At 64.1% G+C, this 22,240-nt stretch carries 17 protein-coding genes (1 of these 17 cut by a window edge); 6 read left to right on the forward strand and 11 right to left on the reverse strand.

The window, feature by feature from the left end; translation table 11 throughout:
• Both N7E70_RS02805 and N7E70_RS02810 read right to left on the reverse strand, forming a co-directional pair.
• Window positions 1-2,476 carry the 5' portion of a hydantoinase B/oxoprolinase family protein gene (locus tag N7E70_RS02805; protein WP_263005479.1) on the reverse strand. The gene continues 1,292 nt to the left of window position 1, outside the view, so only the first 2,476 of its 3,768 coding nucleotides appear in the window; the start codon lies at window positions 2,474-2,476; the stop codon falls past the left edge of the window.
• A gap of 121 nt (window positions 2,477-2,597) precedes the next feature.
• Window positions 2,598-3,179, reverse strand: coding sequence for a helix-turn-helix domain-containing protein (locus N7E70_RS02810; RefSeq protein ID WP_067955483.1), 582 nt, complete (start codon window positions 3,177-3,179; stop codon window positions 2,598-2,600).
• A gap of 150 nt (window positions 3,180-3,329) precedes the next feature.
• On the opposite strand from N7E70_RS02810, the gene N7E70_RS02815 reads away from it, so the two are divergent.
• Complete coding sequence (locus N7E70_RS02815) at window positions 3,330-4,532, forward strand: glycine C-acetyltransferase (protein WP_263005480.1); 1,203 nt, start codon at window positions 3,330-3,332, stop codon at window positions 4,530-4,532.
• A 17-nt stretch (window positions 4,533-4,549) separates the two neighbouring features.
• Complete coding sequence (gene tdh, locus N7E70_RS02820; RefSeq protein WP_263005481.1) at window positions 4,550-5,572, forward strand: L-threonine 3-dehydrogenase; 1,023 nt, start codon at window positions 4,550-4,552, stop codon at window positions 5,570-5,572.
• A 338-nt stretch (window positions 5,573-5,910) separates the two neighbouring features.
• On the opposite strand, the gene N7E70_RS02825 is transcribed toward tdh, so the two are convergent.
• Genes N7E70_RS02825 through N7E70_RS02850 form a run of 6 tightly spaced genes read right to left on the reverse strand, consistent with a single transcriptional unit; the run spans window position 5,911 to window position 12,355 of the window.
• Complete coding sequence (locus N7E70_RS02825; RefSeq protein WP_067955489.1) at window positions 5,911-6,999, reverse strand: sugar phosphate isomerase/epimerase family protein; 1,089 nt, start codon at window positions 6,997-6,999, stop codon at window positions 5,911-5,913.
• A gap of 20 nt (window positions 7,000-7,019) precedes the next feature.
• Window positions 7,020-7,838 (reverse strand): ATP-binding cassette domain-containing protein, encoded by an 819-nt coding sequence (locus N7E70_RS02830; protein WP_192319495.1) that lies wholly within the window; start codon window positions 7,836-7,838, stop codon window positions 7,020-7,022.
• 2 nt (window positions 7,839-7,840) lie between these two features.
• Complete coding sequence (locus N7E70_RS02835) at window positions 7,841-8,854, reverse strand: ABC transporter ATP-binding protein (RefSeq protein ID WP_263005482.1); 1,014 nt, start codon at window positions 8,852-8,854, stop codon at window positions 7,841-7,843.
• A gap of 19 nt (window positions 8,855-8,873) precedes the next feature.
• A complete protein-coding gene (locus N7E70_RS02840; RefSeq protein WP_263005483.1) occupies window positions 8,874-9,725 on the reverse strand; it encodes an ABC transporter permease in 852 nt (283 codons plus the stop codon).
• On the reverse strand, window positions 9,722-10,765 hold the full coding sequence (locus tag N7E70_RS02845) for an ABC transporter permease (protein ID WP_263005484.1): 1,044 nt from the start codon (window positions 10,763-10,765) through the stop codon (window positions 9,722-9,724). Before N7E70_RS02845 ends, N7E70_RS02840 begins: the two co-directional genes overlap by 4 nt.
• 12 nt (window positions 10,766-10,777) lie before the next feature.
• Window positions 10,778-12,355: an ABC transporter substrate-binding protein gene (locus N7E70_RS02850; RefSeq protein ID WP_263005485.1), complete on the reverse strand. Its 1,578-nt coding sequence runs from the start codon at window positions 12,353-12,355 to the stop codon at window positions 10,778-10,780.
• A gap of 475 nt (window positions 12,356-12,830) precedes the next feature.
• Between N7E70_RS02850 and N7E70_RS02855 the strand changes: the two genes are divergently transcribed.
• Together N7E70_RS02855 and N7E70_RS02860 are read left to right on the forward strand one after the other, a co-directional pair.
• Window positions 12,831-13,595 carry an aspartate/glutamate racemase family protein gene (locus tag N7E70_RS02855; protein ID WP_263005486.1) on the forward strand — a complete coding sequence of 255 codons (765 nt, stop codon included), beginning with the start codon at window positions 12,831-12,833 and terminating at the stop codon, window positions 13,593-13,595.
• Between the two features lie 314 nt (window positions 13,596-13,909).
• Window positions 13,910-14,620 carry a GntR family transcriptional regulator gene (locus N7E70_RS02860; protein ID WP_263005487.1) on the forward strand — a complete coding sequence of 237 codons (711 nt, stop codon included), beginning with the start codon at window positions 13,910-13,912 and terminating at the stop codon, window positions 14,618-14,620.
• A 73-nt stretch (window positions 14,621-14,693) separates the two neighbouring features.
• Here the strand turns inward: N7E70_RS02860 and puuE are convergent, their stop codons facing one another.
• Together puuE and N7E70_RS02870 are read right to left on the reverse strand one after the other, a co-directional pair.
• Complete coding sequence (gene puuE / locus N7E70_RS02865) at window positions 14,694-16,100, reverse strand: allantoinase PuuE (RefSeq protein ID WP_269441440.1); 1,407 nt, start codon at window positions 16,098-16,100, stop codon at window positions 14,694-14,696.
• Between the two features lie 131 nt (window positions 16,101-16,231).
• Window positions 16,232-17,164, reverse strand: a complete 933-nt coding sequence (locus tag N7E70_RS02870; RefSeq protein ID WP_263005490.1) for a sugar phosphate isomerase/epimerase family protein — start codon at window positions 17,162-17,164, stop codon at window positions 16,232-16,234.
• 183 nt (window positions 17,165-17,347) lie between these two features.
• On the opposite strand from N7E70_RS02870, the gene N7E70_RS02875 reads away from it, so the two are divergent.
• Window positions 17,348-19,525: a malate synthase G gene (locus tag N7E70_RS02875; protein ID WP_263005491.1), complete on the forward strand. Its 2,178-nt coding sequence runs from the start codon at window positions 17,348-17,350 to the stop codon at window positions 19,523-19,525.
• Between the two features lie 128 nt (window positions 19,526-19,653).
• The gene (locus N7E70_RS02880; RefSeq protein ID WP_263005492.1) at window positions 19,654-21,210 is read left to right on the forward strand and encodes a VOC family protein; all 1,557 of its coding nucleotides are present in this window, start codon (window positions 19,654-19,656) and stop codon (window positions 21,208-21,210) included.
• Between the two features lie 17 nt (window positions 21,211-21,227).
• Here the strand turns inward: N7E70_RS02880 and N7E70_RS02885 are convergent, their stop codons facing one another.
• Window positions 21,228-22,181, reverse strand: a complete 954-nt coding sequence (locus tag N7E70_RS02885) for a ring-cleaving dioxygenase (RefSeq protein WP_263005493.1) — start codon at window positions 22,179-22,181, stop codon at window positions 21,228-21,230.
• Between the last annotated feature and the right edge of the window lie 59 nt (window positions 22,182-22,240).

Raw genomic sequence — 22,240 nt, forward strand, 5'->3', positions numbered from 1 at the left:
GATGGGTGCCGCCATTGTAAGGAGCGTTCAGCGCGAAGACGTCGCCGGGATGGATGTCGCCCTCGTTGAGACGGATGATGGTTTCGACCGAGCGATCCATCGAGCCGAGATGCACCGGCATGTGGGGTGCGTTGGCGACCAGCGCCCCCATGCGGTCGAAGACGGCACAGGAGAAGTCGAGCCGCTCCTTGATGTTGACCGAATAGGCAGTGTTCTGCAGCGTCACGCCCATCTGCTCGGCGATCGACATGAACAGGTTGTTGAACACCTCGAGCATGACGGGATCTGCGGCGGTGCCGATGGCGGCGCGACGCTGCTTTTTCTCGACGCGCCGCATGACGACGTGGTTGCGGGCGCTGATCTCCGCGGTCCAGCCGGGTTCGACAACGATTGTCTGGTGGCTCTCTATGATAAGGGCAGGACCTGGGACCTTGTGGCCGGGCCTCATGCCAGCCCGGCGGAAGGCACCGGCCTCATGCCAGGCTCCTTCGGTGAATATCTTTCTCGTCTCGGCGGTGGTGGCCGGCTTTTCTTCAAGCGGGGTCTCCTGTTCCGAGAGCCCGCGGGCGCTGCCGTCGCGACCCTCCAACACCACCGCTTCGACCACGGTCGGCTTGTCTTTATATATGAAGCCAAACTGCGCCTTGTGGGCAGCCTCGAAGGCAGCCTTGGCCACGGCGATCGAGCCGTGCTCGAAGCCGACCGGCAGGGCGGTGTCGGTGCCGTCGTAGCGGATATGCAGGACAGGCCGCAGGGCGACATCGTCTTCGGCGATGGCCTGACCGGCGAGCTCAGTCAGCACCTCGGCGCGCAGATTGCCGATCAAGGCCTCGATCTCGGCGCGCGATTCCTCGGCCAGCGGCTTGAGCAGCGCCTGCTGCCGCGAGGCGAAGACAGACGACAGGCCGATGCCATAAGCCGACAGCAGGCCGGAGAAGGGGTGGATCAGCACCGCCTCCATGCCGAGTGCGTCGGCCACCAGGCAGGCATGTTGGCCGCCGGCGCCGCCGAAGCAGTTGAGCAGATACTCCGTGACATCGTAGCCGCGCTGGACCGAGATCTTCTTGATGGCGTTGGCCATGTTCTCGACGGCGATGGTGACGAAACCCTCGGCGACCGCCTCGGGGCTGCGGCCATCGCCGATCTCTTCGGCGAGCGCCGCAAACTTCTTGCGTACGACGCGAGCGTCGAGCGGCTGGTCTTGCGCAGGGCCGAAAATAGCCGGGAAAAAATCAGGCTGCAGCTTGCCGAGCATGACATTGGCGTCGGTGACGGCGAGCGGGCCGCCACGGCGGTAGCAGGCGGGACCGGGATTGGCCCCGGCGGAATCCGGCCCGGCGCGGAAGCGGCCAGCCTCGAAATGCAACACCGAGCCGCCGCCGGCGGCAACTGTGTGGATGCGCATCATCGGGGCGCGGACACGCACGCCGGCGACCTCGGTGTCGAAGCTGCGCTCGTATTCGCCGTCATAATGGGCGACGTCGGTCGAGGTGCCGCCCATGTCGAAACCGATGACCTTGTCGAAGCCGGCAAGCTTGGCCGTCTCGACCATGCCGACGACGCCGCCGGCGGGGCCTGACAAAAGCGCATCCTTGCCCTGGAACAGTTCGGCGGCGGTGAGGCCGCCAGAGGACATCATGAACATGAGGCGAGGGTTTTTGCCCTCCCCCTTGTGGGCAGGGTCGGGGCGCAGCACCGGGGCGGAGGTAGCCCCCGTCGCACTGTCACCCCCGCCCCGTCCGTCTTCGCCGTCCGACCTTGTCCACAAGGGGGACGGCAAAACGCCCAATTCCCCTGCCACCTGCCGGACATAGCGCGACAGGATCGGCGAAAGGTAGGCATCAACGACAGTCGTATCCCCACGCCCGACCAACTTGATCAGTGGCGAAACCTCGTGGCTGACCGACACCTGGGAGAACCCACATTTGCGGCAAACGGCGGCGACGGCGCGTTCGTGTTCGGGGAACTTCCAGGCATGCATGAAGACGATGGCGACGGCATCGATGCCGTCGGCCCTGGCTTGCAGCAGCTGCGGCTTGATCTCCGCGATATCGAGAAGGCGCTCGACGGTACCGTCGACCCGCACCCGCTCGTCGACCTCGACGACACGTTCATAGAGTTGCTCGGGCAGGATGATTTCCTTGGCGAAGATGTCCGGCCGGGCCTGGTAGGCGATGCGCAGGGCATCGCGGAAACCCTTGGTGATGAGAAGAAGGACGCGGTCGCCCTTGCGTTCGAGCAGCGCATTGGTGGCAACTGTCGTGCCCATCCTGATGTCACCGATGCTGCCGGGCGGAATGGCCGCTCCCGGCGCCAGGCCGAGCAGGTCGCGGATACCCTGGATGGCAGCATCGCGATAGGCCTCGGGATTTTCCGACAGCAACTTGCGGGGGTGGAGGCGACCATCAGGGTCGCGACCGATGACGTCGGTGAAGGTGCCGCCACGGTCGACCCAGAAATCCCACCTGCCGGACATGACGCTCTCCCTTTTCGCGGTCGCGGCGCGTCGACGAACGGTGCCGCTTGGCTGGGAGGAAGCGGCAGGCTTGCTGCCCCGTCAAGAGCAGAAAATCCGCGCCAGTCCGTGCCTGATGGGATTAGTTGTCCTGGTCGTACAGAACCACCATCAGCGCTCGGGCGGTTTCCGAGCCGCTATTGGCAATTTCGTGGGATACGTCGGCGCGATAGCGTGCCGTCTCGCCTGTCTTCAGCGCCTGCCGTCCCAGCTCGGTTTCCACCGATAGGCCGTCAGTGTTGGCAGTCAGATGCTCGAAGGTGCCGGGCGCATGCGGCGCGCTTTGCAGCTTGCAGCCAGGCGCGATCTCGACCTCGTACCATTCGATACGGCCGGCCAGGGCCGGCGAACTCAGGATACGCAGCCGCCAAGCCCCGTCAGGGCTCTTGATTTCAGGTGTCAGCGCCAGCGTCACCAGTTCGATGGCCTCTGCCTTACGCTGGTGGGTGATGCCGCCCGCGATGAGCTGGGAAAAATCGATGCCGAGGGCCTGGGTCAGCGACCACAGAACGGCGAAAGTCGGATTGGCCTCGCCGCGCTCGATCTGCGACAGCATTGAGCGCGAAACGCCCGAAATCGCCGCAAGCCGGTCGAGCGTCAGGTGGCGCTCCTTGCGTTCCTTCTGGATTACCGGGCCGATCTTCGGCGCGTCGTTCACTTCCATGTCGCCTCCCCCAAAAGCGGCCCACTGATAGCACCGGCTTGGCCGTCCTGCGAGGCATTTGCGTCTGGTTCGCTGGCCCAACAGGATTCCACTAGACTTGCCATCATATCCATTATATCGGAATTTCCATCTTAATGGATGGAGAGACCGTTGAACCAGGATTTCCTTTCCCACATCTCGAACGTTCTCCAGGGCATCAAGGCCGACGGCCTCCACAAGCGTGAGCGCCATATCTCCGGCATGCAGGCCGGCCGTATCAAGGTGAAGGGTCCGGATGGCGAACGCCAGATGGTCAATCTCTGCGCCAACAACTATCTCGGCCTCGCCGACAATGCCGATATCCGCAGGGCGGCGGCAACTGCTCTCGACGAGTTTGGCTTCGGCATGGCCTCGGTGCGCTTCATCTGCGGCACCCAGACGCTGCACCGCGAGCTCGAGCACGCCATATCAGACTATCTCGGCAAGGACGATGCGATCCTGTTCGCTGCCTGCTTCGACGCCAATGGAGCGCTGTTCGAGCCGTTGCTCGGCGCCGAGGACGCCATCATCTCCGACAGTCTGAACCATGCCTCGATCATCGACGGCGTCAGGCTCTCCAAGGCCAAGCGGTTCCGCTACGCCCAGGGCGACATGGACGACCTGGAGACCCAACTCAAGCAGGCCGCAGTTAACGGCGCGCGCTTCAAGCTGGTCGTCACCGACGGCGTGTTCTCGATGGACGGCCACGTCGCCAAGCTCAAGCAGATCTGCGATCTCGCCGAGCGCTATGGCGCCATCGTCGCCGTCGACGATTGTCATGCCACCGGCCATATCGGCGAAGAAGGCCGCGGCACGCCGGCGCTGACGGGCGCCGGCAACCGCGTCGACATCGTCACCGGAACGCTGGGCAAGACGCTGGGCGGCGCGATGGGCGGCTTCATCGCGGCGTCGCAGCCGATCATCGACCTGCTGCGCCAGCGCGCCCGTCCTTACCTCTTCTCCAACAGCCTGGCGCCAGCCGTTGCCGCCGGCTCGCTGAAGGCGATCGAGATCGCGCGTAGCGCCGACGATCTGCGTGCAAAACTCGGCCGCCACGCCACACGCTTCCGCGATGGCCTGATCGAGGCCGGCTTCACGCTGCTTCCCGGCGAGACGCCGATCATCCCGGTCATGCTGGGTGATGCGGTGCTGGCGCAGCGAATGGCCAAGGCGCTCGACGAGCGCGGCGTCTATGTCGCCGGCTTCTTTTATCCCGTGGTGCCTCAAGGCAAGGCGCGCATCCGCACCCAGATGTCGGCAGCGCTCGACGAGCAGGACATCACCTTCGCCATCGACGCCTTTGCCGACGCCGGCAAGTCGCTCGGCATCATCTGAGTTTCAGGAGTTTTCCCATGCGCGCACTGGTCAAGGCCAAGGCTGAACCCGGCATCTGGATGGAAGACCGGCCCGTACCGGAAGTCGGCCCCGACGACGTGCTGATCAAGGTCAACAAGACAGGCATCTGCGGCACCGACATCCACATCTACAAGTGGGACGAATGGGCGGCCAAGACCGTGCCGGTATCGATGATAACCGGCCACGAATATGCCGGCGAGATCGTCGAGCTGGGTTCGCATGTGCGCGGCTTCAAGGTCGGTCAGCGCGTGTCGGGCGAAGGCCATGTCATCGGTATGCGCAGCCGCGCCAGCCGCGCCGGCCGCTACCATCTCGATCCGGAGACCCAAGGCATCGGCGTCAACCTGCCCGGCGCCTTCGCCGAATATGTCCGCATCCCCGCCTTCAACGTGGTGCCGCTGCCCGACACCATCGACGACGAGCTCGGCGCCATCCTCGACCCGCTCGGCAACGCCGTACATACGGCGCTGTCCTTTGACGTTGCCGGCGAGGACGTGCTGATCACCGGCGCCGGCCCGATCGGCATCATGGGTGCTGCGGTGGCGCGGCATTGCGGCGCGCGCCATGTCGTCATCACCGACGTCAACCCCAAGCGCCTCGAACTCGCCACCCAGGTCGCCGACGTCACGCCCGTCAACGTCGCCGAGGAAGACCTGCGCGACGCCATGGCGCGGCTACGCATGCGCGAAGGCTTCGACGTCGGCTTCGAGATGAGCGGCTCGCCCACCGCCTTCGACCAGCTGATCGAACACACGCTGATGGGCGGCCGTATCGCGCTGCTCGGCGTGCCGGCAAAGCCGTTCCCGATCGATCTTTCCAAGATCGTCTTCAAGATGATCACGCTGAAGGGCATCTATGGCCGCGAGATGTTCGAGACCTGGCACAAGATGCTGGCGATGCTGGAAAGCGGCCTCGACATCCGCAAGGTGATCACCAGCCGCATGAAGGCCGACGACTACCAGGCCGCCTTCCATAACGCCGCCAATGGCGAAGCGGGGAAGATCGTGCTCGAGTGGTAGGCTACTACACGCCTGCTGAAGACAAAAAAGGGCCGCGCCGACTGCGCGGCCTTTTTGTTGGGGCACGTTCGCAAGCGATTGACGTGTTCGCCCAGCAACCCCTCTCCGCCTCGCTGCGCTCGGCACCTCTCCCCAAAGGGGCGAGGAACCCAGGTTCTGAACGCTCAACGAGACTTCGGATACGTGCCAGCGCCTGTCCAGCTTGGGTTCCTCGCCCCTCTGGGGAGAGGTGGCCCGAAGGGCCGGAGAGGGGTTTGATGACAAACAATCAGCGGCAAAAAGAAAAACCCGCGGAAGCTGCCTTCCGCGGGTTTGCTGTTCGCAGTCGACAAACCGGCCTACGCCGCCTTCTGCAGCGGCAGGCCGAGCTCCTGGCAGATGCCCCTGACATGGGCGGCACTTGTCTTGATGTAGTCGACCGTCTCGGCATAGTGGTAGTTCTTCACAGCCCAGGCAGCGAAGCTTTCGCGGTCCAGGACCTCGCCGCTGGCGATGCGAGCAGCGTAGTCCTGCACCATCTTCATATAGTCGGCATACTCCTCGACACTGAGGTCGGGGTGGCCTTCGAGCCATTTGGGATCGGCGATCTCGATGATCATCTTGGGCGGGTTGCGCGGCCGGTCCGAGAAAGATTCGTAGTTTTCGATCGACAGGTTGAGACCGGGATTGGCGGCGGCCAGGATCGGCATGATGGCGCGGAAATCGACGACGCCGCCGCCGCAAGGGCGCATCTGGAAATCGAGCACCTCGCCATCATAGGCAATCAGCGCGTCCTTGATGTGGGACTGGCGTACATAAGGCGCCACGCGCCTGGCCGCCCAGACCGGGTGCTCGGCGCGCTGCAGCACGTTGGCCGTGTCGAAGACGATGCCCGTCGTATCCGGCCCGACTTCCTCGACCAGCCGCACCAGTTCGAAGGAGGTGATCTCTTCATGCGTCTCGAGGTTCAGATGGATGCCGAGGTCGCGAGAGATCGGCGCGAGCTTCTTGAGGAAGCGCGCGGTGGCGTCGAGCTGCTCTTGCCAGGTCACGTCGGTCCGGAAACGGTCGTAGGCGAAGCGGCCGGTATAGGCCGGCTTGTAGTTGGCGGTCGCCACCCAGAGTTCGCGGCAGTCGATGGCGGCACAGGCCTCCATCATGCGGCGGAAGCCGAGCACGATGTCGCCATCGCCGATGAGGCGCAGTTCGGGCGCCTCGGGGGTGGCATAAGGATTGACCTTGCCGAGGCCGGTTTCGAGATACATGCCGAGTTCGTCGGCGCGCTGTTTGATCTCGCCGAGATAGCCGGCATCCAGCGTCGGGCTCATGTCGAGCACGGTGCGGAAGAACAGGCCCTCCATGCCCAGCTCCTTGGCATGATCGAAGCTGGCCACAGGTCCGCGCTTGGTGGCTTCGGGAATCTTGCGGCCATCGACACCGATACGCATCGGCAGTCTCCTTGGTAATGTCAGTTTGCGGTTTCGAGGCGGCGCGCTGCACGGCGGGCGCGGCCGGCGACGGGATCGGGTACCGGCACCGCCGCCAGCAGCGACTGGGTATAGGGCATGCGGGGGTTGCCGAAGATTTCGTCGCGCGAACCCTGCTCGACGACCTTGCCCTTGTGCAGCACGACGATCTTTTCGCAGAGATGGCGGACAACCGCCAAGTCGTGCGCAACGAAGACGATGGCGAGGTTCAGCTTCTTCTGCATGTCCTGCAGCAGGTTGATGACCTGCGCCTGCACCGACACGTCGAGGGCCGCCACCGGCTCGTCGCAGACGAGGATGCGCGGGCGGATGACAAGCGCGCGTGCAATGGCGATGCGTTGGCGCTGGCCACCGGAGAAGGAGCGCGTGTAGCGGTCCATGTCGTTGGGGTTGAGGCCGACCATCTCCATCATCTCGGCGACCCGCTTGCGGCGTGCAGCCGCCGTCGGCTCGAGCTTGTGGATCAAAAGTCCCTCGCCGATCAGCTCCTCGACCGTCATGCGCGGGTTGAGGCTGCCATAGGGGTCCTGGAACACCATCTGCACTTCGCGGCGGAAGCGCCTGAGCTCCTCGCCCTTGGCATGGATGACGTCGATGCCGTCATATGTGATCGCACCGTCTTCCGGCTTGATCAGCGCCAGCATGCACTTGGCGATCGTCGACTTGCCGGATCCCGATTCACCAACGAGGCCGATGGCCTCGCCGGTGTCGATGTTGAGCGTGACGTCGTGCAGCACCTTGGCCGGCGGGTTGGGGAAGGCATTGTATGACTTGCTGATGCTGTCGATGGACATGAGCATGGTCAGGCGCCCTTTCTGTCATGCTGGTGGCCGTCATGCAGGTGGCAGGCGACGCGCGACAGACCGACCGGCAATAGCATGGGCAGGTCCTTGTCGCAGCGTTCGAAGCGCTGATCGCAGCGCGGATGGAACGGGCAACCGCCCGGCCGCGCCAGTGGTGGCGGCGGCGCACCTGGGATGGCGTAGAGCGTGTTGAGATCCTGGTCGATGCGCGGCACCGCCTTGATCAGCCCTTGTGTGTAGGGATGGCTCGGCTTGGCGAATACGCTCGCGACTTCGCCATCCTCGACGATGCGGCCCGAATACATGACCATCACCCGCTCGGCGAAACCGGCGACGACTCCGAGGTCATGCGTGATGAACAGCACTGCCAGACCACGGCGCGTCGACACGTCGTCGAGCAGGTCGAGCACCTGGTCCTGCACGCGCACGTCGAGCGCCGTCGTCGGTTCGTCGGCGATCAGCAGGCGCGGCTCGCCGACCAGCGCCATCGCCAGCACGACGCGCTGGCGCATGCCGCCGGAGAACTCGTGCGGATAGGCATCGAGGCGTTGGGCGGCGCGGTCGACGCCGAGCTCATCGAGCACGGCGAGCGCCCGCTTGCGCGCCTCGGCCTTGCCGATGCCTCGGATGCGCAGCGTCTCGGCGACCTGGTCGCCGATGGTCATCAGCGGATCGAGGAAGCTCATCGGATCCTGAAAGACCATGGCAATGGAGCTGCCGCGCAGCCTGCCCATGTCACGGTCCGACAGTTTGAGCAGGTCGGTGCCGTCGAAGTCGACCCGGCCGGACAGCCTGGCGAGGCGGTCGAGCCGCATCAACGCGCGTGCCGTCAGCGACTTGCCCGAGCCGGACTCGCCGACCAAGGCGACGCGCTCGCCGACACCGACGCTGAAATCGACGCCATCGACGATGCGGACGCTCGCGCCGCTGCGGCCAAGCGGCATGTCGACTGTCAGCTTGTCGACGGTGACGAGAGGCGGACGAAGCGGGGTAACAGTGGACTGGTCGGGCATGGGGTGCACGGTCCTCATCTCAGTTGCCCCTCAAGGACGGATCGCGACGGACCTGGATGATGTCGCCGAGCAGGCCGAAGGCGATCGAGGTAATGGCAACCGCCGCACCGGGAGCGACGACGGTCCACCAGGCGGTCGAGACATAGCCGCGGGCGGCGGCGATGGTGGCGCCCCATTCGGCGCTCGGCGGCTGGGCGCCGACGCCGATGAAGGACAGGCTCGCCAGCACCAGCACCGTCGTGCCGATGTCGCCGGCCCATTTGACGATCAAGACGTCGAGCGAATTGGGCAGCACATGCTTGGTCATCAACCGCCACTTCGACACGCCCAGCACCTGGGCGCCGGCGACGAAGGGCTGCTCCATGGTCTGGCGCATGATGCCGCGCAGCATGCGGGCGGTGATCGGCCAGCCCGTTATGGCCATGGCGATGATCGCCGAGCGCAGGCTGGCGCCCATGGCGGCGGCGAAGCCGAGCGCCACGATCATGCCGGGCAGTGCCAGGCCGATGTCGGTGATGCGCATCAGGCCCTCGTCGAGCCAGCGCGGACCGGCGGCAGCGACTGTGGCAAGCGTGACGCCGATCAGCGAATAGAGCGTTACCACCAGGAAGGCCGAGAGCAGGGTCGTCTGGGCACCGACGATGAGGCGCCAGAACACGTCGCGGCCCTGGTCGTCGGTGCCGAACCAGTTGGCTGCACTCGGCGGCATCAGTGAGTTGGCGATGTCGGAATTGTAGATGCTGTCCGGCGCCAGGAACGGACCGAAGACGGCGATCGCCAACAGCGCTATGACAAGCGTGAAGACGAAGATCTCGAAGGCACTGAAGCCTTCCTTGCGGCGGGTAGTTGCCGGCTGGGCGATGGCGGTCATTGGCCCTGGCTCCCCAGTTGTGCGGCGCGGACGCGCGGATCGACAAGAAGCTGGAGGATGTCGACGATCAGGTTGACGAGGCAGACGACGGTGCCGATGAACATCACCGACCCCAGCACGGCGAAGGCGTCCTTCTGGGCGACGGCATTGAACATGTAGGCCCCGATGCCCTGGCGAGCGAAGACGGTCTCGACCAGCACTGCCGAGCCGATCATCGCGCCGGCCTGGGTGCCCGAAAGGGTCAGCACCGGGTTGAGGCTGTTGGGCAAGGCGTGGCGCACCAACATATGGCGGGCGGTGGCGCCCTTGGCGCGCACGGCCATGATGAAGTCCGAGCGCAGCACACCGAGCAAGGCGGCCCGCAACGTGCGGAAAATCTGGGTAGCGAACAGCGCCGCCAGCACGGCCGCCGGCAGGATGATGTGGTGCAGCGTATCGAAGAAGCCGGCAAAGTTCCCTGCGATCAGGGCATCGACGGTCGGCGCACCAGTGACGACCGGCGAGTTCATGCCATAACCCTGCTGGCCCGAGATCGGCACCACGCGCCAGACGCTGCCCAGCACATATTGCAGCACCAGCGCGAGCCAGAAGGCGGGCATGCCGCCGAGCATGACGGCGGTGACGCGGCTGGTCGTGTCGAAGACGCCACCCTGGCGGTAGGCGGCAATGATGCCGGCCGGGATGGCGACCGCCAGATTGAGCAGCATGGCAACGAAGACGAGCTCCAGCGTGCTCGGCAGCACCTTTTCGAGATCGGCCAGAACAGGCTGTAGGGTAACGATCGACGTACCCAGGTCGCCGCGCAGGAGGCGACCCAGGAAGCTCAGATATTGCATGATGACCGGGGCATCGAGCCCCAGCCTTTCACGCACCGCCTCGATCTGGGCGGCGGAGGCGTCCGCGCCGGCGGCCATCTGGGCCTCGTCGCCGGGCATCAGCTTGATCATCAGGAAGACCAGCGAGGCCAATCCCCAAAGGGTCAACAGTGTCAGGCCCAGACGTCGGCCGAGGAACCAGGAATAGGCGCGGAACGCGAGCATCTCAGACCTCGCTTACGGCTTGGCGAGCCGGAAGTCCGCCGGCTCGGCGGGCGTGGCAAGCATGCTGGCCTTGAGGTCTGCAAGCGTGCCGACACGGTAGGCGGCTGGCTTGTAGACACCATACATGTCGACCATCACGGAGTCATTGTCGAGAATGGTCTGGACCTGCTTGTAGATGTCGCAACGCTTGGCTTCGTCGGCGGTGGCAAGGGCCGTGTCGAGCAGCTTGTCGACCTCGGGATTGGCATAGCCGGTACGGTTGGTGCCGATCGCATCCGACTTGTAGCCCTTGACGAGCATGATGCCGGCTTCCGGGAACTGGGCGAAGTCCTCGAGCAGCATCATCTGCGGGATCGAATTCGGATCCTTCAGGCTGGCGAGATAGTTCGGGAAGGCGATCGGCTCGAGCTCGAGCTCGACGCCGATCTCGCGCAGGTTGGACTGGAACAGCGTCGCTTCCTGCTTCTGCAGCTCGAACACCGGCTGGAAGTTCATCTTGAGCTTAAGATTGGCCGCGCCTGCTTCGGCGAGCATCGCCTTGGCGGCGTCGAGATCGCGCTTCACCTCTGGCAGTTCAGGACGGCAGTCGAGGCGGGCCGGCAGCGGCCCATTGGCGATCTTACCGTTGCCGCCACGGATGCCACGCAGACCGCCGGCATAGTCGTAGACCATGCGCAGCGCCTTGCGTACCTTGGGATCGGCGGTCGGACCGACCTTGGTGTTGAACAACACTTCCGTCTGGTAGCTGGTGTTGATCGGCACAACCTTCAGCGCCGGGTCGGTGGCCATGGCGGCGGCATCGCGGTCGGCAAAGCCGAAGGCGACGTCGATGTTGCCGGCGCGGAGTTCGTCGCGGCGCGTCGAGCTTTCGTCGATGCGGCGGAAGACGATGGATTCGGGGCGGCCGGTTTCGACTGCCCAGTAGCCGGGGAACAGGTCGATCACCACGGCCTGCGACTGGTCGCCCAGCACGTAGGCGCCGGAGCCGGCATCATGCGCCTGAAGCCAACCCTGGCCGTCATCGGCGCCCTTGTTGGCTTCAACCAGTGCCGAATTCAGGATGTAGACCTTGCTAAGCGACGGCAGGAACAGCGTGTTCGGCTTGGACAGGTTGATGGTCAGATGGGTGTCGTCGGTGACGGTGGTCGAAACATAGCCGTCGATCAGCGAGGCGACGCCGGTGCCGAGGCGCTTCAACCGGTCGAGCGTGTAGGCGACGTCCTTGGCAGTCAGCGCCGTGCCGTCATGGAACTTCACATCGGGACGCAGCGCAAACGTGATCGACTTGGCGTCATCGGCATAGGCGTATTCTGTCGCCAGCGAGCCGACGAGCTTGGTGTCGTCGTAAGTCACCAGCGTATCGTAGACGGCGCTGATGATGGTGTTGGTCTGGTTGTAGTCGGCGCGCAATGGGTCGAGCGTGTTGATCTGGCCACCGAGGCCGACAATGATCGTGTGCTCGCGATCCGCGGCAATGGCCGCCGAGCCGCCGAAACCGACCGCCACGGCAAGGGCCGCGCCCCCGACTGTCGCCAGAAACTGTCGCCGGCTGCCTGACAGCGCGGAGAAGGCCGAGAAGAAAGCATGCATGATTGTCGCTCCCATATGCTGAATTAACTCTGCCTTTTCGCAAAGGCGCTCCCATCACTTTTGTATCCGATTTTTTCCTCAGTGGATACATAAATGTTGCGTGATGTGTGCACACGCCAACGGCTTCAGCCTTCGCAAAAAAATTCAATAAAAACGGTTACTTAAGATGCCATCCGGAAGACTTCTGCGCCCGCCTCGTGAAAAATGCGTTCCTCGGTGCAGCCGCGATGATGGATCCAACCCGGTATCGATCTGTCATTTTTCATCCGACAAGATGCCGGTTTCGCGGGCAGACTGCTCGTCTTCTGGGCAGAACTGCATCCAATTTTTGGATACAAACTTTACATCTTATCTGATACAATGATATCAGACCGAGCTGAGGATGCTTCGCAAAAGGCGTCCGCGTCCCGACTCTCAAACCATCGTGCTGTTGCGCGAGGGGCGGAAGCAAAGACCGTGATATCAAAGGAATTCGATGCGCCGCCTGCCTCGCCTGCTCGTCATCAACCCCAACACCTCGACCGGCGTCAGCCAGGTCATCGACGCACTCGTGCGCGAAGAGGTGGCGGGCGCCGCAGAGGTGCAGACCGTCACCGCCAGTTTCGGCTTCAGCTACATCTCGACCCGTGTCGCGGTTTCGATCGCCGCACACGCCGTGCTTGACGCAGCCGCCAAGGCCATTGGTGAGGGTGCGACGCCCGACGCAATCGTACTCGCCTGCTTTGGCGACCCCGGCCGCGAGGCGCTCGCCGAGATGACCAGGCTGCCGGTGATCGGATTTGCCGAAGCCGGCCTGCTGGCAGCAGCGGCTATGCCGGGAACCTCGCTCGTTTCGACCAACGGCACGGTCTGGTGCGAAATGCTCGGCGAACTGGTGCTGAAACTCGGCCTCGGCGACAGGATAGCCGGTATCCGGTCCATCGAGTCTGTGGCCGACGATGCACGATCCATCGCCAGCTTCCTGGCGATGGAAGCCAAGGCACTCGGGGCTGAACGTGTCGTCTTGGGCGGCGCCGGGCTGATCCCTGTTTTGGCCGAGGTCATCGCGGCTGCGGAAGTGCCGGTTCTCGACCCTCACCGCATCGCCATCGGCAAGGCGCTACGCCTGGCGGCAGACCCACAGCCGGCTGCGGCGGATGCACCCGCGCCTGCGACCGAAACCTTCGGCCTGTCGCCCTTCCTGAAGCAGGCACTGGGCCAGCCAGCACCCCAACTGCAGCGCCGGAGCGGCGGGAGCTGAGCGACTGCCGATCAGACGAAAATCAGCTCATTTTCAAATCGTATTCAAAAGTCCTTACGACTGCGCGCAATAGTTTTCGCTATTGTATTAGAAAACATGTGCTAGAGTGGCCGCAATGTAAACAAGGCGCCTGCGCTGGCTTGCAGCGGAGGGAATTCGGCGGCAATGGCACGCCCGCTGCGTCGTACGACACCGGCTAATATAAAACGAATAACGAAGCAAGGCTTGCATTCCTCTTGTCTTCCGCCGTGCGCCGATGCATCTGAGACGTAGCATTGTTGCGCGCTGCCTGTACAACTCTGGCTGGTGAGGGAATGGCGAAAGCTGCGAATACTGATCTCGACGAGAAAGCCGGATCGAAGATCGATGCGATCTATCAAGCTCTGTTCAGGGCCATTCTGGCGCGTGAACTGACACCCGGCACAAAGCTCAGCGAAGAATCGATCGGCGCGCTGTTTTCTGTCAGCCGCACCATCGTGCGCGCCGCGCTCAACCGCCTGCACACCGAATCACTGGTCGAGTTCCGGCAGAATCGCGGCGCCTTCGTTGCCAGCACGACACCCGACGAGGCGCGCCAGGTGTTCGAGGCGCGCAATGCCATCGAACGCGAGATCTTTTCCAAGCTGGCGACCGTCGTCACCGACAAGCAGATCGCAATGCTGGAACAGCATCTGGAAAAGGAACACAGCATCCGCCACGCCGGCGACCATACGGCGGCGATCGTCGCCTCCGGCGAGTTTCATCTGCTCGCCGCACAGATGGCCGGCAACGAGGTGCTCGCCGGTTTCCTCAAATCGCTGATCTCGCGGACGTCGCTGATCCTCGCCCAGCACAGCACACATCAGGAAACCGACTGCAGCGTCGACGAACATGTGGCGATTCTGCAGGCGCTAAGGGCCCGCGATCCCAAGGCCAGCGCCGACGCGATCATCGAGCATCTGCAGCAGGTGTTCGAGCAGGCCAATATCGGCCAGACCAAGCGCACCAAGCGCAACCTCAGCGAAATCCTGTCGCGTTACGCCTGAGGCAAATCGGCATTCTCGACGCGTCGCTCGAAACCCGCTTGCGGGTCACGAGCGACGTGTTCGCCATAGATCCTTAGGCCGAGAACCGTGCCTCGACCTGGATCTCCGCCAGCCGCTCGACCTCGCCATAGGTGACGGCCAGTTCGGTGTCGCGGTCCGTCTCGATCCGCGCGCCCAGCGAAGCCAGTAGGGATGCGGTGGTGTAGTTGCGCACGACAAAGATGGCGCCGAAGCCAAATTTTTCCTCATAGGCGCCGAGCAGTTCCAGCAGCAACTGCTGCTGGCTGGCGGTCATGGCGTCGAGGCTGTTCGCGTCCTTTTCGTCGGCGACGATGCTTGCCGCCTTGATACGCGGGTCGAGCGGCGTGTACTCCTTCAGCACCTCGAACTTCTCGGCCTCGCTGGCAGCACGAAACTGCGTGCGCAGCGCAAAGAACAGGCCAAAGGGGCTGTCGTTGACCGGAGCCAGTTCGCCGTCGAAGGCGCGTTCGGCGAGCAGTTCACCGCCGCGGAAGCACTGGCCGAACGACTTGACAAAACCTGCCTTGTCCATCTTCGACGGCACCAGCTTCGGCTTCACATAGGGATGTTCCTTTGCCCAATGCCGGGCGATGTCGATGCGGCGGGCGATCCAGACCTTGTCGTGGCTCTGTACATGTTCGATGAAGCGCTTGAGTGCCGCGATACGGCCGGCGCGACCGACGAGGCGGCAATGCAGGCCGATCGAAAACATCTTCGGCCGGCCGGCCGCCCCTTCGGCATAGAGATAGTCGAAGGTGTCCTTGAGATAGGCGAAGAACTGGTCGCCTGAATTGAAGCCGTTCGGCGTGCCGAAGCGCATGTCGTTGGCTTCGAGAGTGTAGGGGATGATCATTTGCGCGCGGCCCTGATGCTCGCGCCAGTAGGGCAGGTCGTCGTCATAGGTGTCGGAGACGTAGGCGAAGCCGCCCTCCTCGGAGACCAGGTCAACGGTGTTGACCGAGCAGCGGCCGGTGTACCAGCCGGTGGGGCGCTCGCCGGTGGCCAGCGCGTGCAGGCGGATCGCTTCCTTTATCTGGGCACGCTCCTCATCGGCCGGCATGTCCTTGTGCTCGACCCATTTGTAGCCATGGCTGGCGATTTCCCAATCGGCCTGCTGCATGGCGCGCAACTGTTCAGGTGCGCGCATCAGCGCGGTTGCGACGCCATAGACAGTGACCGGCACGTCGAGGTCGGTGAACAGACGATGCAGCCGCCAGAATCCGGCGCGGGCGCCATATTCGTAGACCGACTCCATGTTCCAGTGGCGCTGGCCCGGCCACTGCGCAGCACCCGGGATTTCCGACAGGAAGGCCTCGCTGGCGGCATCGCCATGCAGGATGTTGTTTTCGCCGCCTTCCTCGTAGTTGAGCACGAACTGCACGGCAACATTGGCGCCGCCCGGCCAGTTGGCATGGGGCGGGTTCTCGCCGTAGCCGCGCATGTCGCGAGGGTAACGCATGAAGGCCTCCTTGGGTGCGCGGTCGCTTCCCGCGCGAATGACTGTGTTTTGACGTCCGACGTCGCGGCATAAGCCCGGCGCCTCATATTCGGTTCACTGTGAAAATCGTATCCAATAATTCGGCGAAAGGACTATGGCAGGCCTCTACGCAATGCCTTTGTCAGCCGCGCGACAGGCGCCGCCTGGTCCCACGGCACCTGGCGCGTTCCAAACTTCGCTGCCATCGCCAGCACCGAGGCAAATTCTCCGACGGCAACCGGCGGCTGGTTGTTGAGCCAGTGCCGGTCGAACACCGGCATGGCGAACTGGCCGGCATGCATCTCGATCCAGACTTTCGCGTCGGGCAGCAGCGGCCTGATACCATTCCAGTCGACAAAACCTTCGCCGAGCGGTGCCAGGAAGCGTCGGATACCGTTCTCCTGGAAGCGCATGACGGCATCATCGACATAAAGCTGAGCGGCGTATGGCGCGACACGCCGGGCCGCCGCGACAGGATCCTCCAGCCGGCAGAGCACGTTGACCGGGTCGAAGGCCACACCGAGCACATCGGCCCCGATCCTTTCGACCAGCGCCACGATCTCTGATGTTGCTATTTCCTCATGCGTTTTGAGCAGCAGCTTCGAGCCGTTCCGGCGCAGGGCCGGGGCGCAGCGGCCAAGCAGCTCAGCTACGCCGTCGAGCTGGGCCTGCCAGCTCACATCGGCCTCGAAGCGGTCCTCGATCATGCCGATGATGAAGAACATGTCGCGGATGTCGATGCCGGCGGCGAGATCGACCAGTCTCTCGATACCTGCCTGCATGTCGCCACCGCCGGCGTCGACGATCGGCCGGCTGCGGGCGGGCAGCGCCGGATTGACGATGCCGAGCATCGACGAGATTTCCAGGCCCAAGCGGTTCGCCTCGGCCCGGGCAGCGGCCAATTCTGCCGGATCGAGCGTCGGGCTGACGTCGAAGAGTGAGTTGAACAACAGCCCCTGCAGCCCCAGCTTCGCGGCGGCCTGCAGCGCCTCGACAGCAGTGAGGCTGCGGCCGTCCGGCAATGAACTCTTGATGATGCCGATCATGCTGACGCCTCGCCGGAAAAATGGTGCGCAGCAGCCGTCTGGGCGCGTCGGACAGCGGCCAGCCTGGCGACCCAAGCACTTGGATACTATCTTGTATCAAAAAACGCTTGTCAATGGATACAATCACTGTCATCAGCATTCTACGAAATTGCCGCGCCTCACGCGTATCGAAGGAGCCATCCCATGACCCAGACCTATGAAAGCGTCGCCGGCCTTTCAGTCCACCCGGCGCTGCGCGCCTTCGTCGAGCAGGAGGTGCTGCCCGGCGCCCGGCTTGAACCCACGGCGTTCTGGAGCGGGCTTTCGGATATCATTCGCGACCTCGCGCCCCGGCATCACGAGTTGCTCGCCATTCGCGACGAACTGCAGGGGAAGATCGATGCATGGCATCTGGAGCACAAGGGCAAGCCGCATGACGGCACCGCCTACGAGCAATTCCTGCGTGACATCGGCTATCTGGTGCCGGCACCTGCCGCCGACGCCTACCAGGTGGCGACCAAGAACGTCGACGCCGAGATCGGCACCATCGCCGGCCCCCAGCTGGTGGTGCCGCTGTCCAATGCCCGCTACGCGCTGAATGCCGCCAATGCGCGCTGGGGTTCGCTCTATGACGCGCTCTACGGCACCGATGCCATTCCCGCGACCGGTGGCGCCGAAAAGAGCAAGGCGTTCAACCCGGCCCGTGCCAGGCTGGTCATCGCCCGTGTCCGCGAATTCCTCGATCAGGTCGTGCCGCTGGCTGCCGGCCGCCATGCCGACGCTGTCGGCTACATCGTCGAGCGCGGCAAGCTGCAGGTGACCTTGGCCGACGGCAAGAAGATCGGCCTTCGTTCGCCCAGCCAGTTTGCCGGCTTCACCGGCCCGCGCCATGAGCCGAGAAGCGTGCTCCTGGTCAATAACGGCCTGCATATGGAACTGGTGCTCGACCGCGAGCATCAGGTCGGCGCGCTCGACGCCGCCGGCATATCAGACGTGGTCATCGAGGCGGCGATCTCGATCATCATGGATCTCGAGGATGCGGTTTCATCAGTCGACGCCGAAGACAAGATTGTCGTCTACCGCAACTGGCAGCGCCTGATGGACGGCAGCCTGAGCTCGGAATTTGTCCGGGACGGCAAGACCGTCACCCGCAAGCTGGTCGAAGACCGGGTCTTCACCGCACCCGGCGGCGGCACGCTTGTGCTGCATGGCCGTTCGACAATGCTGGTGCGCAATGTCGGCCACCACATGTTCACCGACGCCGTGCTCGACGCGGCCGGCAAGCCGGTGCCCGAGGCAATCCTCGACGCGGCGATCACCGTTGCCAGTGCGGCACAAGACATCCGCGGCGAAAATGCCATACGCAACAGCCGCACCGGTTCGGTCTATGTCGTGAAGCCGAAAATGCACGGCCCCGACGAGGTCGGCCTCTCCGACCTGTTGTTCAAGCGTATCGAGGAGCTCGTCGGCCTGCCCAAATACACGATGAAGATCGGCGTCATGGACGAGGAGCGCCGCACATCAGTCAACCTCGCCGCCTGCATGTCCAAGGTGCGCGACCGCACGGTGTTCATCAACACCGGCTTCCTCGACCGCACCGGCGACGAGATCCACACCTCGATGGAAGCCGGCCCGATGATGCGCAAGGCCGAGATGGCAAGCGCCACCTGGCTGAAGGCCTATGAGGCGAACAATGTCGATGTCGGCATTGCCCGCAACCTTCCCGGCCGCGCCCAGATCGGCAAGGGCATGTGGGCGGCCCCCGACCAGATGGCCGGCCTGCTCGACAAGAAGATCGCCCATCCGCTGGCCGGTGCCAGCACCGCCTGGGTGCCGACACCGACGGCAGCCGTGCTGCATGCCATGCATTATCACCTCGTCGACGTCGCGGCAGTCCAGGACGAACTGCGCGGCAGGGAGCATGCCTCGCTGACCGATCTGCTGACCATTCCGCTGGCGCCCCGCAGCTACGGCGCCGACGAGATCAAGGCCGAGCTCGAAAACAACCTGCAGGGCCTGCTCGGTTACGTCGTGCGCTGGATCGGCCAGGGCGTTGGCGTGTCGACCGTACCCGACCTCGACGATGTCAGGCTGATGGAAGATCGCGCGACGCTGCGCATCTCTTCCCAGCACGTCGCCAACTGGCTGCGCCACGGCATCGTCGGCGAGACGGAGGTGCGCGAAACGATGCGGCGCATGGCAGCCGTCGTCGACAGGCAGAACGCCGAGACAGAAGGCTACAAGCCGCTGGCACCGGGCTTCGACAGCCCTGCCTTCAAGGCCGCCGAGGACCTTGTCTTCAACGGCCGTACGCAGTCGAGCGGGTACACCGAGCATGTGCTCCATATCAGGCGTCGCGAGACCAAGGCGCTGTCGGCCTGAGGCCTTCGACATCGAGATTGGAAGGCCCCGCTTGTCGGGGCCTTTCTTTTTGGCCAATCGAACATCGGTTGCACCGACTGCCCGGCTGAGGGAATGTCGGCCGAAAGCAAATCGGCCGGAGGTGCATCATGGGCGCAGGCATCCATCACATCACGCTCATCACCCGCAAGGTGCAGGCCAATGTCGACTTCTATGTCGGTTTCCTCGGGCTCCGGCTGGTCAAGCAGACCGGCGGTTATGAAGACGCGACCCAGCTTCACCTGTTCTATGGCGATGGCGCAGCCAAGCCGGGAACGTTGATCACCTTCCTCGTCTGGGAGGACGGCGCGCCAGGGCGCATCGGCCACGGCCAGGCGAGCGAGATATCGCTCGCCATCGATCCGGCCAGCATAGGGTTCTGGCTGACGCGGGCGCTGTCGCATCACATCGAGATTTCGGGCCCGATGGAAGAGATGGGCGAGCCGACGCTCAGGCTGAAAGATCCCGACGGAGTGATCGTCAAGTTGGTCGGGGTGGCAGGCTTCCCGGCTCCGGTGGATTGGGACGGTTCGAGCGTTCCGGTCGAGCACGCCATCCGCCGCATCCGCGGCGCCACCATCATGACCGAGGTGCCCGAGCTGACCGAAAGTTTCATTGCCAAGCATTTTGGCTATCGGCCCCAGACGAGCACCGAGTTCATCCGCCGGCTGATTTCCGACTCCGGCGACGTTGTCGATATCCGCGACGCCAAGGGTTTCTGGTCGAGCGCGCCGGGTACCGGCACCATCGACCACATCGCCTTCCGTGCCCAAGACGTCGCCGAGGTCGAACGGGTGCATGGCGAATTGGGCTCCAGCAATTCCTCGATCACCAACGTGCATGACCGCAAGTATTTCTACTCGCTCTATGCGCGCGAACCTGGCGGCGCGCTGATCGAGCTGGCGACCGATGCGCCCGGAATGGCGGTGGACGAAGCCGTGGACGAACTCGGCACGCATCTGTTCGTGCCGCCCGACCGCGCCGACAAGCTCGATGAGTTGAAGACGATGCTGCCGCAATTCGCCTGGCCGGGCGAGGAGCGCGTCATCTATCGCGAACTGCCTTTCGTGCACCGCTTCTATACGCCCGAAAATGCAGATGGCACGACGATCGTGCTGCTGCACGGCTCGGGCGGCAACGAGACCAGCCTTCTCCCCTTCGCCGCCAAGGCCGCGCCGAATGCCACCCTGCTGGCACTGCGTGGCCGCGCCACCGACGAAGGCGCACCACGCTGGTTTCGCCGCTTCTCGGCCAACAAATTCGACCAGGCCGACATCAGGTCGGAGGCCAACGCGCTGGTCGCCTTCGTGGAGGGAGCCATCGAGGCTTACCGGCTGGATCCGGCAAAGCTAGTGTTTCTTGGGCACTCCAACGGCGCCAACATGCTGGCTGCCGCCATGCTGTTGCATCCTGGCGCCATCAGGCGGGCGGCGCTGCTGCGCGCAGCGATGGTGCTGGAACAACCGCCGGCGGCCGACCTGTCGGATACCGAGGTGCTGTCGATCGCGGGCGACGTCGACATGTTCAGCAGCTTCGGCCCCGAACTCGCCGGCCTGCTGCGCGACGCCGGCGCCGAGGTCGATGCCCGCACCATATCCTCAGGCCACGGTTTCGAGGCGGCCGATATCGAGATCGTCAGAGACTGGCTGGCCGCTCGCAATCTCTAACGGCGCGCCTTGCCGGGTCATACCAGAGGCTTGAGCCTGGCCTCGATCGACGCCCGCCTGTCCTCGAGGAACGGCGGCAGCGACAAGCGTTCGCCGAGCGTCTCCATCGGTTCATCGACGGCGAAACCCGGGCCGTCGGTAGCGATCTCGAACAGCACGCCGGCGGGCTCGCGGAAATAGAGCGAACGGAAATAGTGGCGCTCGACCTCGCCACTCGACGGCAGCCGAAACTCCTGCAGCCGCGCTGTCCATTCGTGGATCTGCTCGACGTCTGGTGTTCGGAAGGCGACGTGATGGACGCCGCCTGCACCTTGCATCACTGGATTGAGTTTCGGCTGGACGGTGACGTGCAACTCGGCCGCAGGCCCGCCCTCACCCATTTCGTAGGCATGGACATGGCCATCGCCATCGGGCGAGGGAAAATCGAGCAGCTTGCGCAGATTCATCACCCTGGTCAGCACCAGCTCGGTGTTGCCGAGGTCGGGCACGCTGATGGTGATCGGCCCGAGGCCCCTGATCTGGTGCTCTGATGGAACAGTGCTTGCCGACCATTCATTGGCCGGTCCCTTGCCGCCGTCGTCGACCAGCCGCAGGCGCTGACCCTCGGGATCTTCGAAGTCGACCGATTTGTAACCGCCAATGTCCGTCGTCTCCGAGGATTCGATGCCCTTGGCTGCAAGGTGCTCGCGCCACCAGTCGAGCGACGTTTCGCCGGCGACGCGCAGGCCGGTGCGGCAGATGCTGTGGGTGCCGCGGCGCTCACGCCCGACCGGCCAGTCGAAGAAGGTCAGGTCCGAGCCCGGGCTTGCCTTTCCGTCGGCATAAAACAGGTGGTAGGCGCTGGTGTCGTCCTGGTTGACCGTCTTCTTGACCAGCCGCATGCCCAGCGTCCCTGTGTAGAAGCGCAGGTTACCAGGCGCATCCGCGGTAATGGCGGTGAGGTGGTGAATGCCCGTCAGTTGCAGCGTCATCAGAGCCTCCTGTTACCGGGAAGCCTAGAGATAGCGCCTTTGGGCCGTGGCGGCCACGC

The sequence above is a fragment of the Aminobacter sp. NyZ550 genome (assembly GCF_025628925.2).
Lineage (GTDB): Bacteria > Pseudomonadota > Alphaproteobacteria > Rhizobiales > Rhizobiaceae > Aminobacter > Aminobacter ciceronei.

What these genes read in the sequence shown, in the direction of transcription:
- N7E70_RS02880 (WP_263005492.1), top strand. Translation starts at nt 19,654, where the DNA reads ATGGGCGCAGGCATCCATCACATCACGCTCATCACCCGCAAGGTGCAG.
- N7E70_RS02870 (WP_263005490.1), bottom strand. Translation starts at nt 17,164, where the DNA reads ATGATCGGCATCATCAAGAGTTCATTGCCGGACGGCCGCAGCCTCACT.
- N7E70_RS02825 (WP_067955489.1), bottom strand. Translation starts at nt 6,999, where the DNA reads ATGCGTATCGGTGTCGATGGCCGCAAGATTCCCGAAGCCACCAAGCGC.
- N7E70_RS02885 (WP_263005493.1), bottom strand. Translation starts at nt 22,181, where the DNA reads ATGACGCTGCAACTGACGGGCATTCACCACCTCACCGCCATTACCGCG.
- N7E70_RS02860 (WP_263005487.1), top strand. Translation starts at nt 13,910, where the DNA reads ATGGCGAAAGCTGCGAATACTGATCTCGACGAGAAAGCCGGATCGAAG.
- puuE (WP_269441440.1), bottom strand. Translation starts at nt 16,100, where the DNA reads ATGCGTTACCCTCGCGACATGCGCGGCTACGGCGAGAACCCGCCCCAT.
- N7E70_RS02830 (WP_192319495.1), bottom strand. Translation starts at nt 7,838, where the DNA reads ATGCTCATGTCCATCGACAGCATCAGCAAGTCATACAATGCCTTCCCC.
- N7E70_RS02855 (WP_263005486.1), top strand. Translation starts at nt 12,831, where the DNA reads ATGCGCCGCCTGCCTCGCCTGCTCGTCATCAACCCCAACACCTCGACC.
- N7E70_RS02835 (WP_263005482.1), bottom strand. Translation starts at nt 8,854, where the DNA reads ATGCCCGACCAGTCCACTGTTACCCCGCTTCGTCCGCCTCTCGTCACC.
- N7E70_RS02850 (WP_263005485.1), bottom strand. Translation starts at nt 12,355, where the DNA reads ATGCATGCTTTCTTCTCGGCCTTCTCCGCGCTGTCAGGCAGCCGGCGA.
- N7E70_RS02840 (WP_263005483.1), bottom strand. Translation starts at nt 9,725, where the DNA reads ATGACCGCCATCGCCCAGCCGGCAACTACCCGCCGCAAGGAAGGCTTC.
- N7E70_RS02875 (WP_263005491.1), top strand. Translation starts at nt 17,348, where the DNA reads ATGACCCAGACCTATGAAAGCGTCGCCGGCCTTTCAGTCCACCCGGCG.
- N7E70_RS02810 (WP_067955483.1), bottom strand. Translation starts at nt 3,179, where the DNA reads ATGGAAGTGAACGACGCGCCGAAGATCGGCCCGGTAATCCAGAAGGAA.
- N7E70_RS02845 (WP_263005484.1), bottom strand. Translation starts at nt 10,765, where the DNA reads ATGCTCGCGTTCCGCGCCTATTCCTGGTTCCTCGGCCGACGTCTGGGC.
- tdh (WP_263005481.1), top strand. Translation starts at nt 4,550, where the DNA reads ATGCGCGCACTGGTCAAGGCCAAGGCTGAACCCGGCATCTGGATGGAA.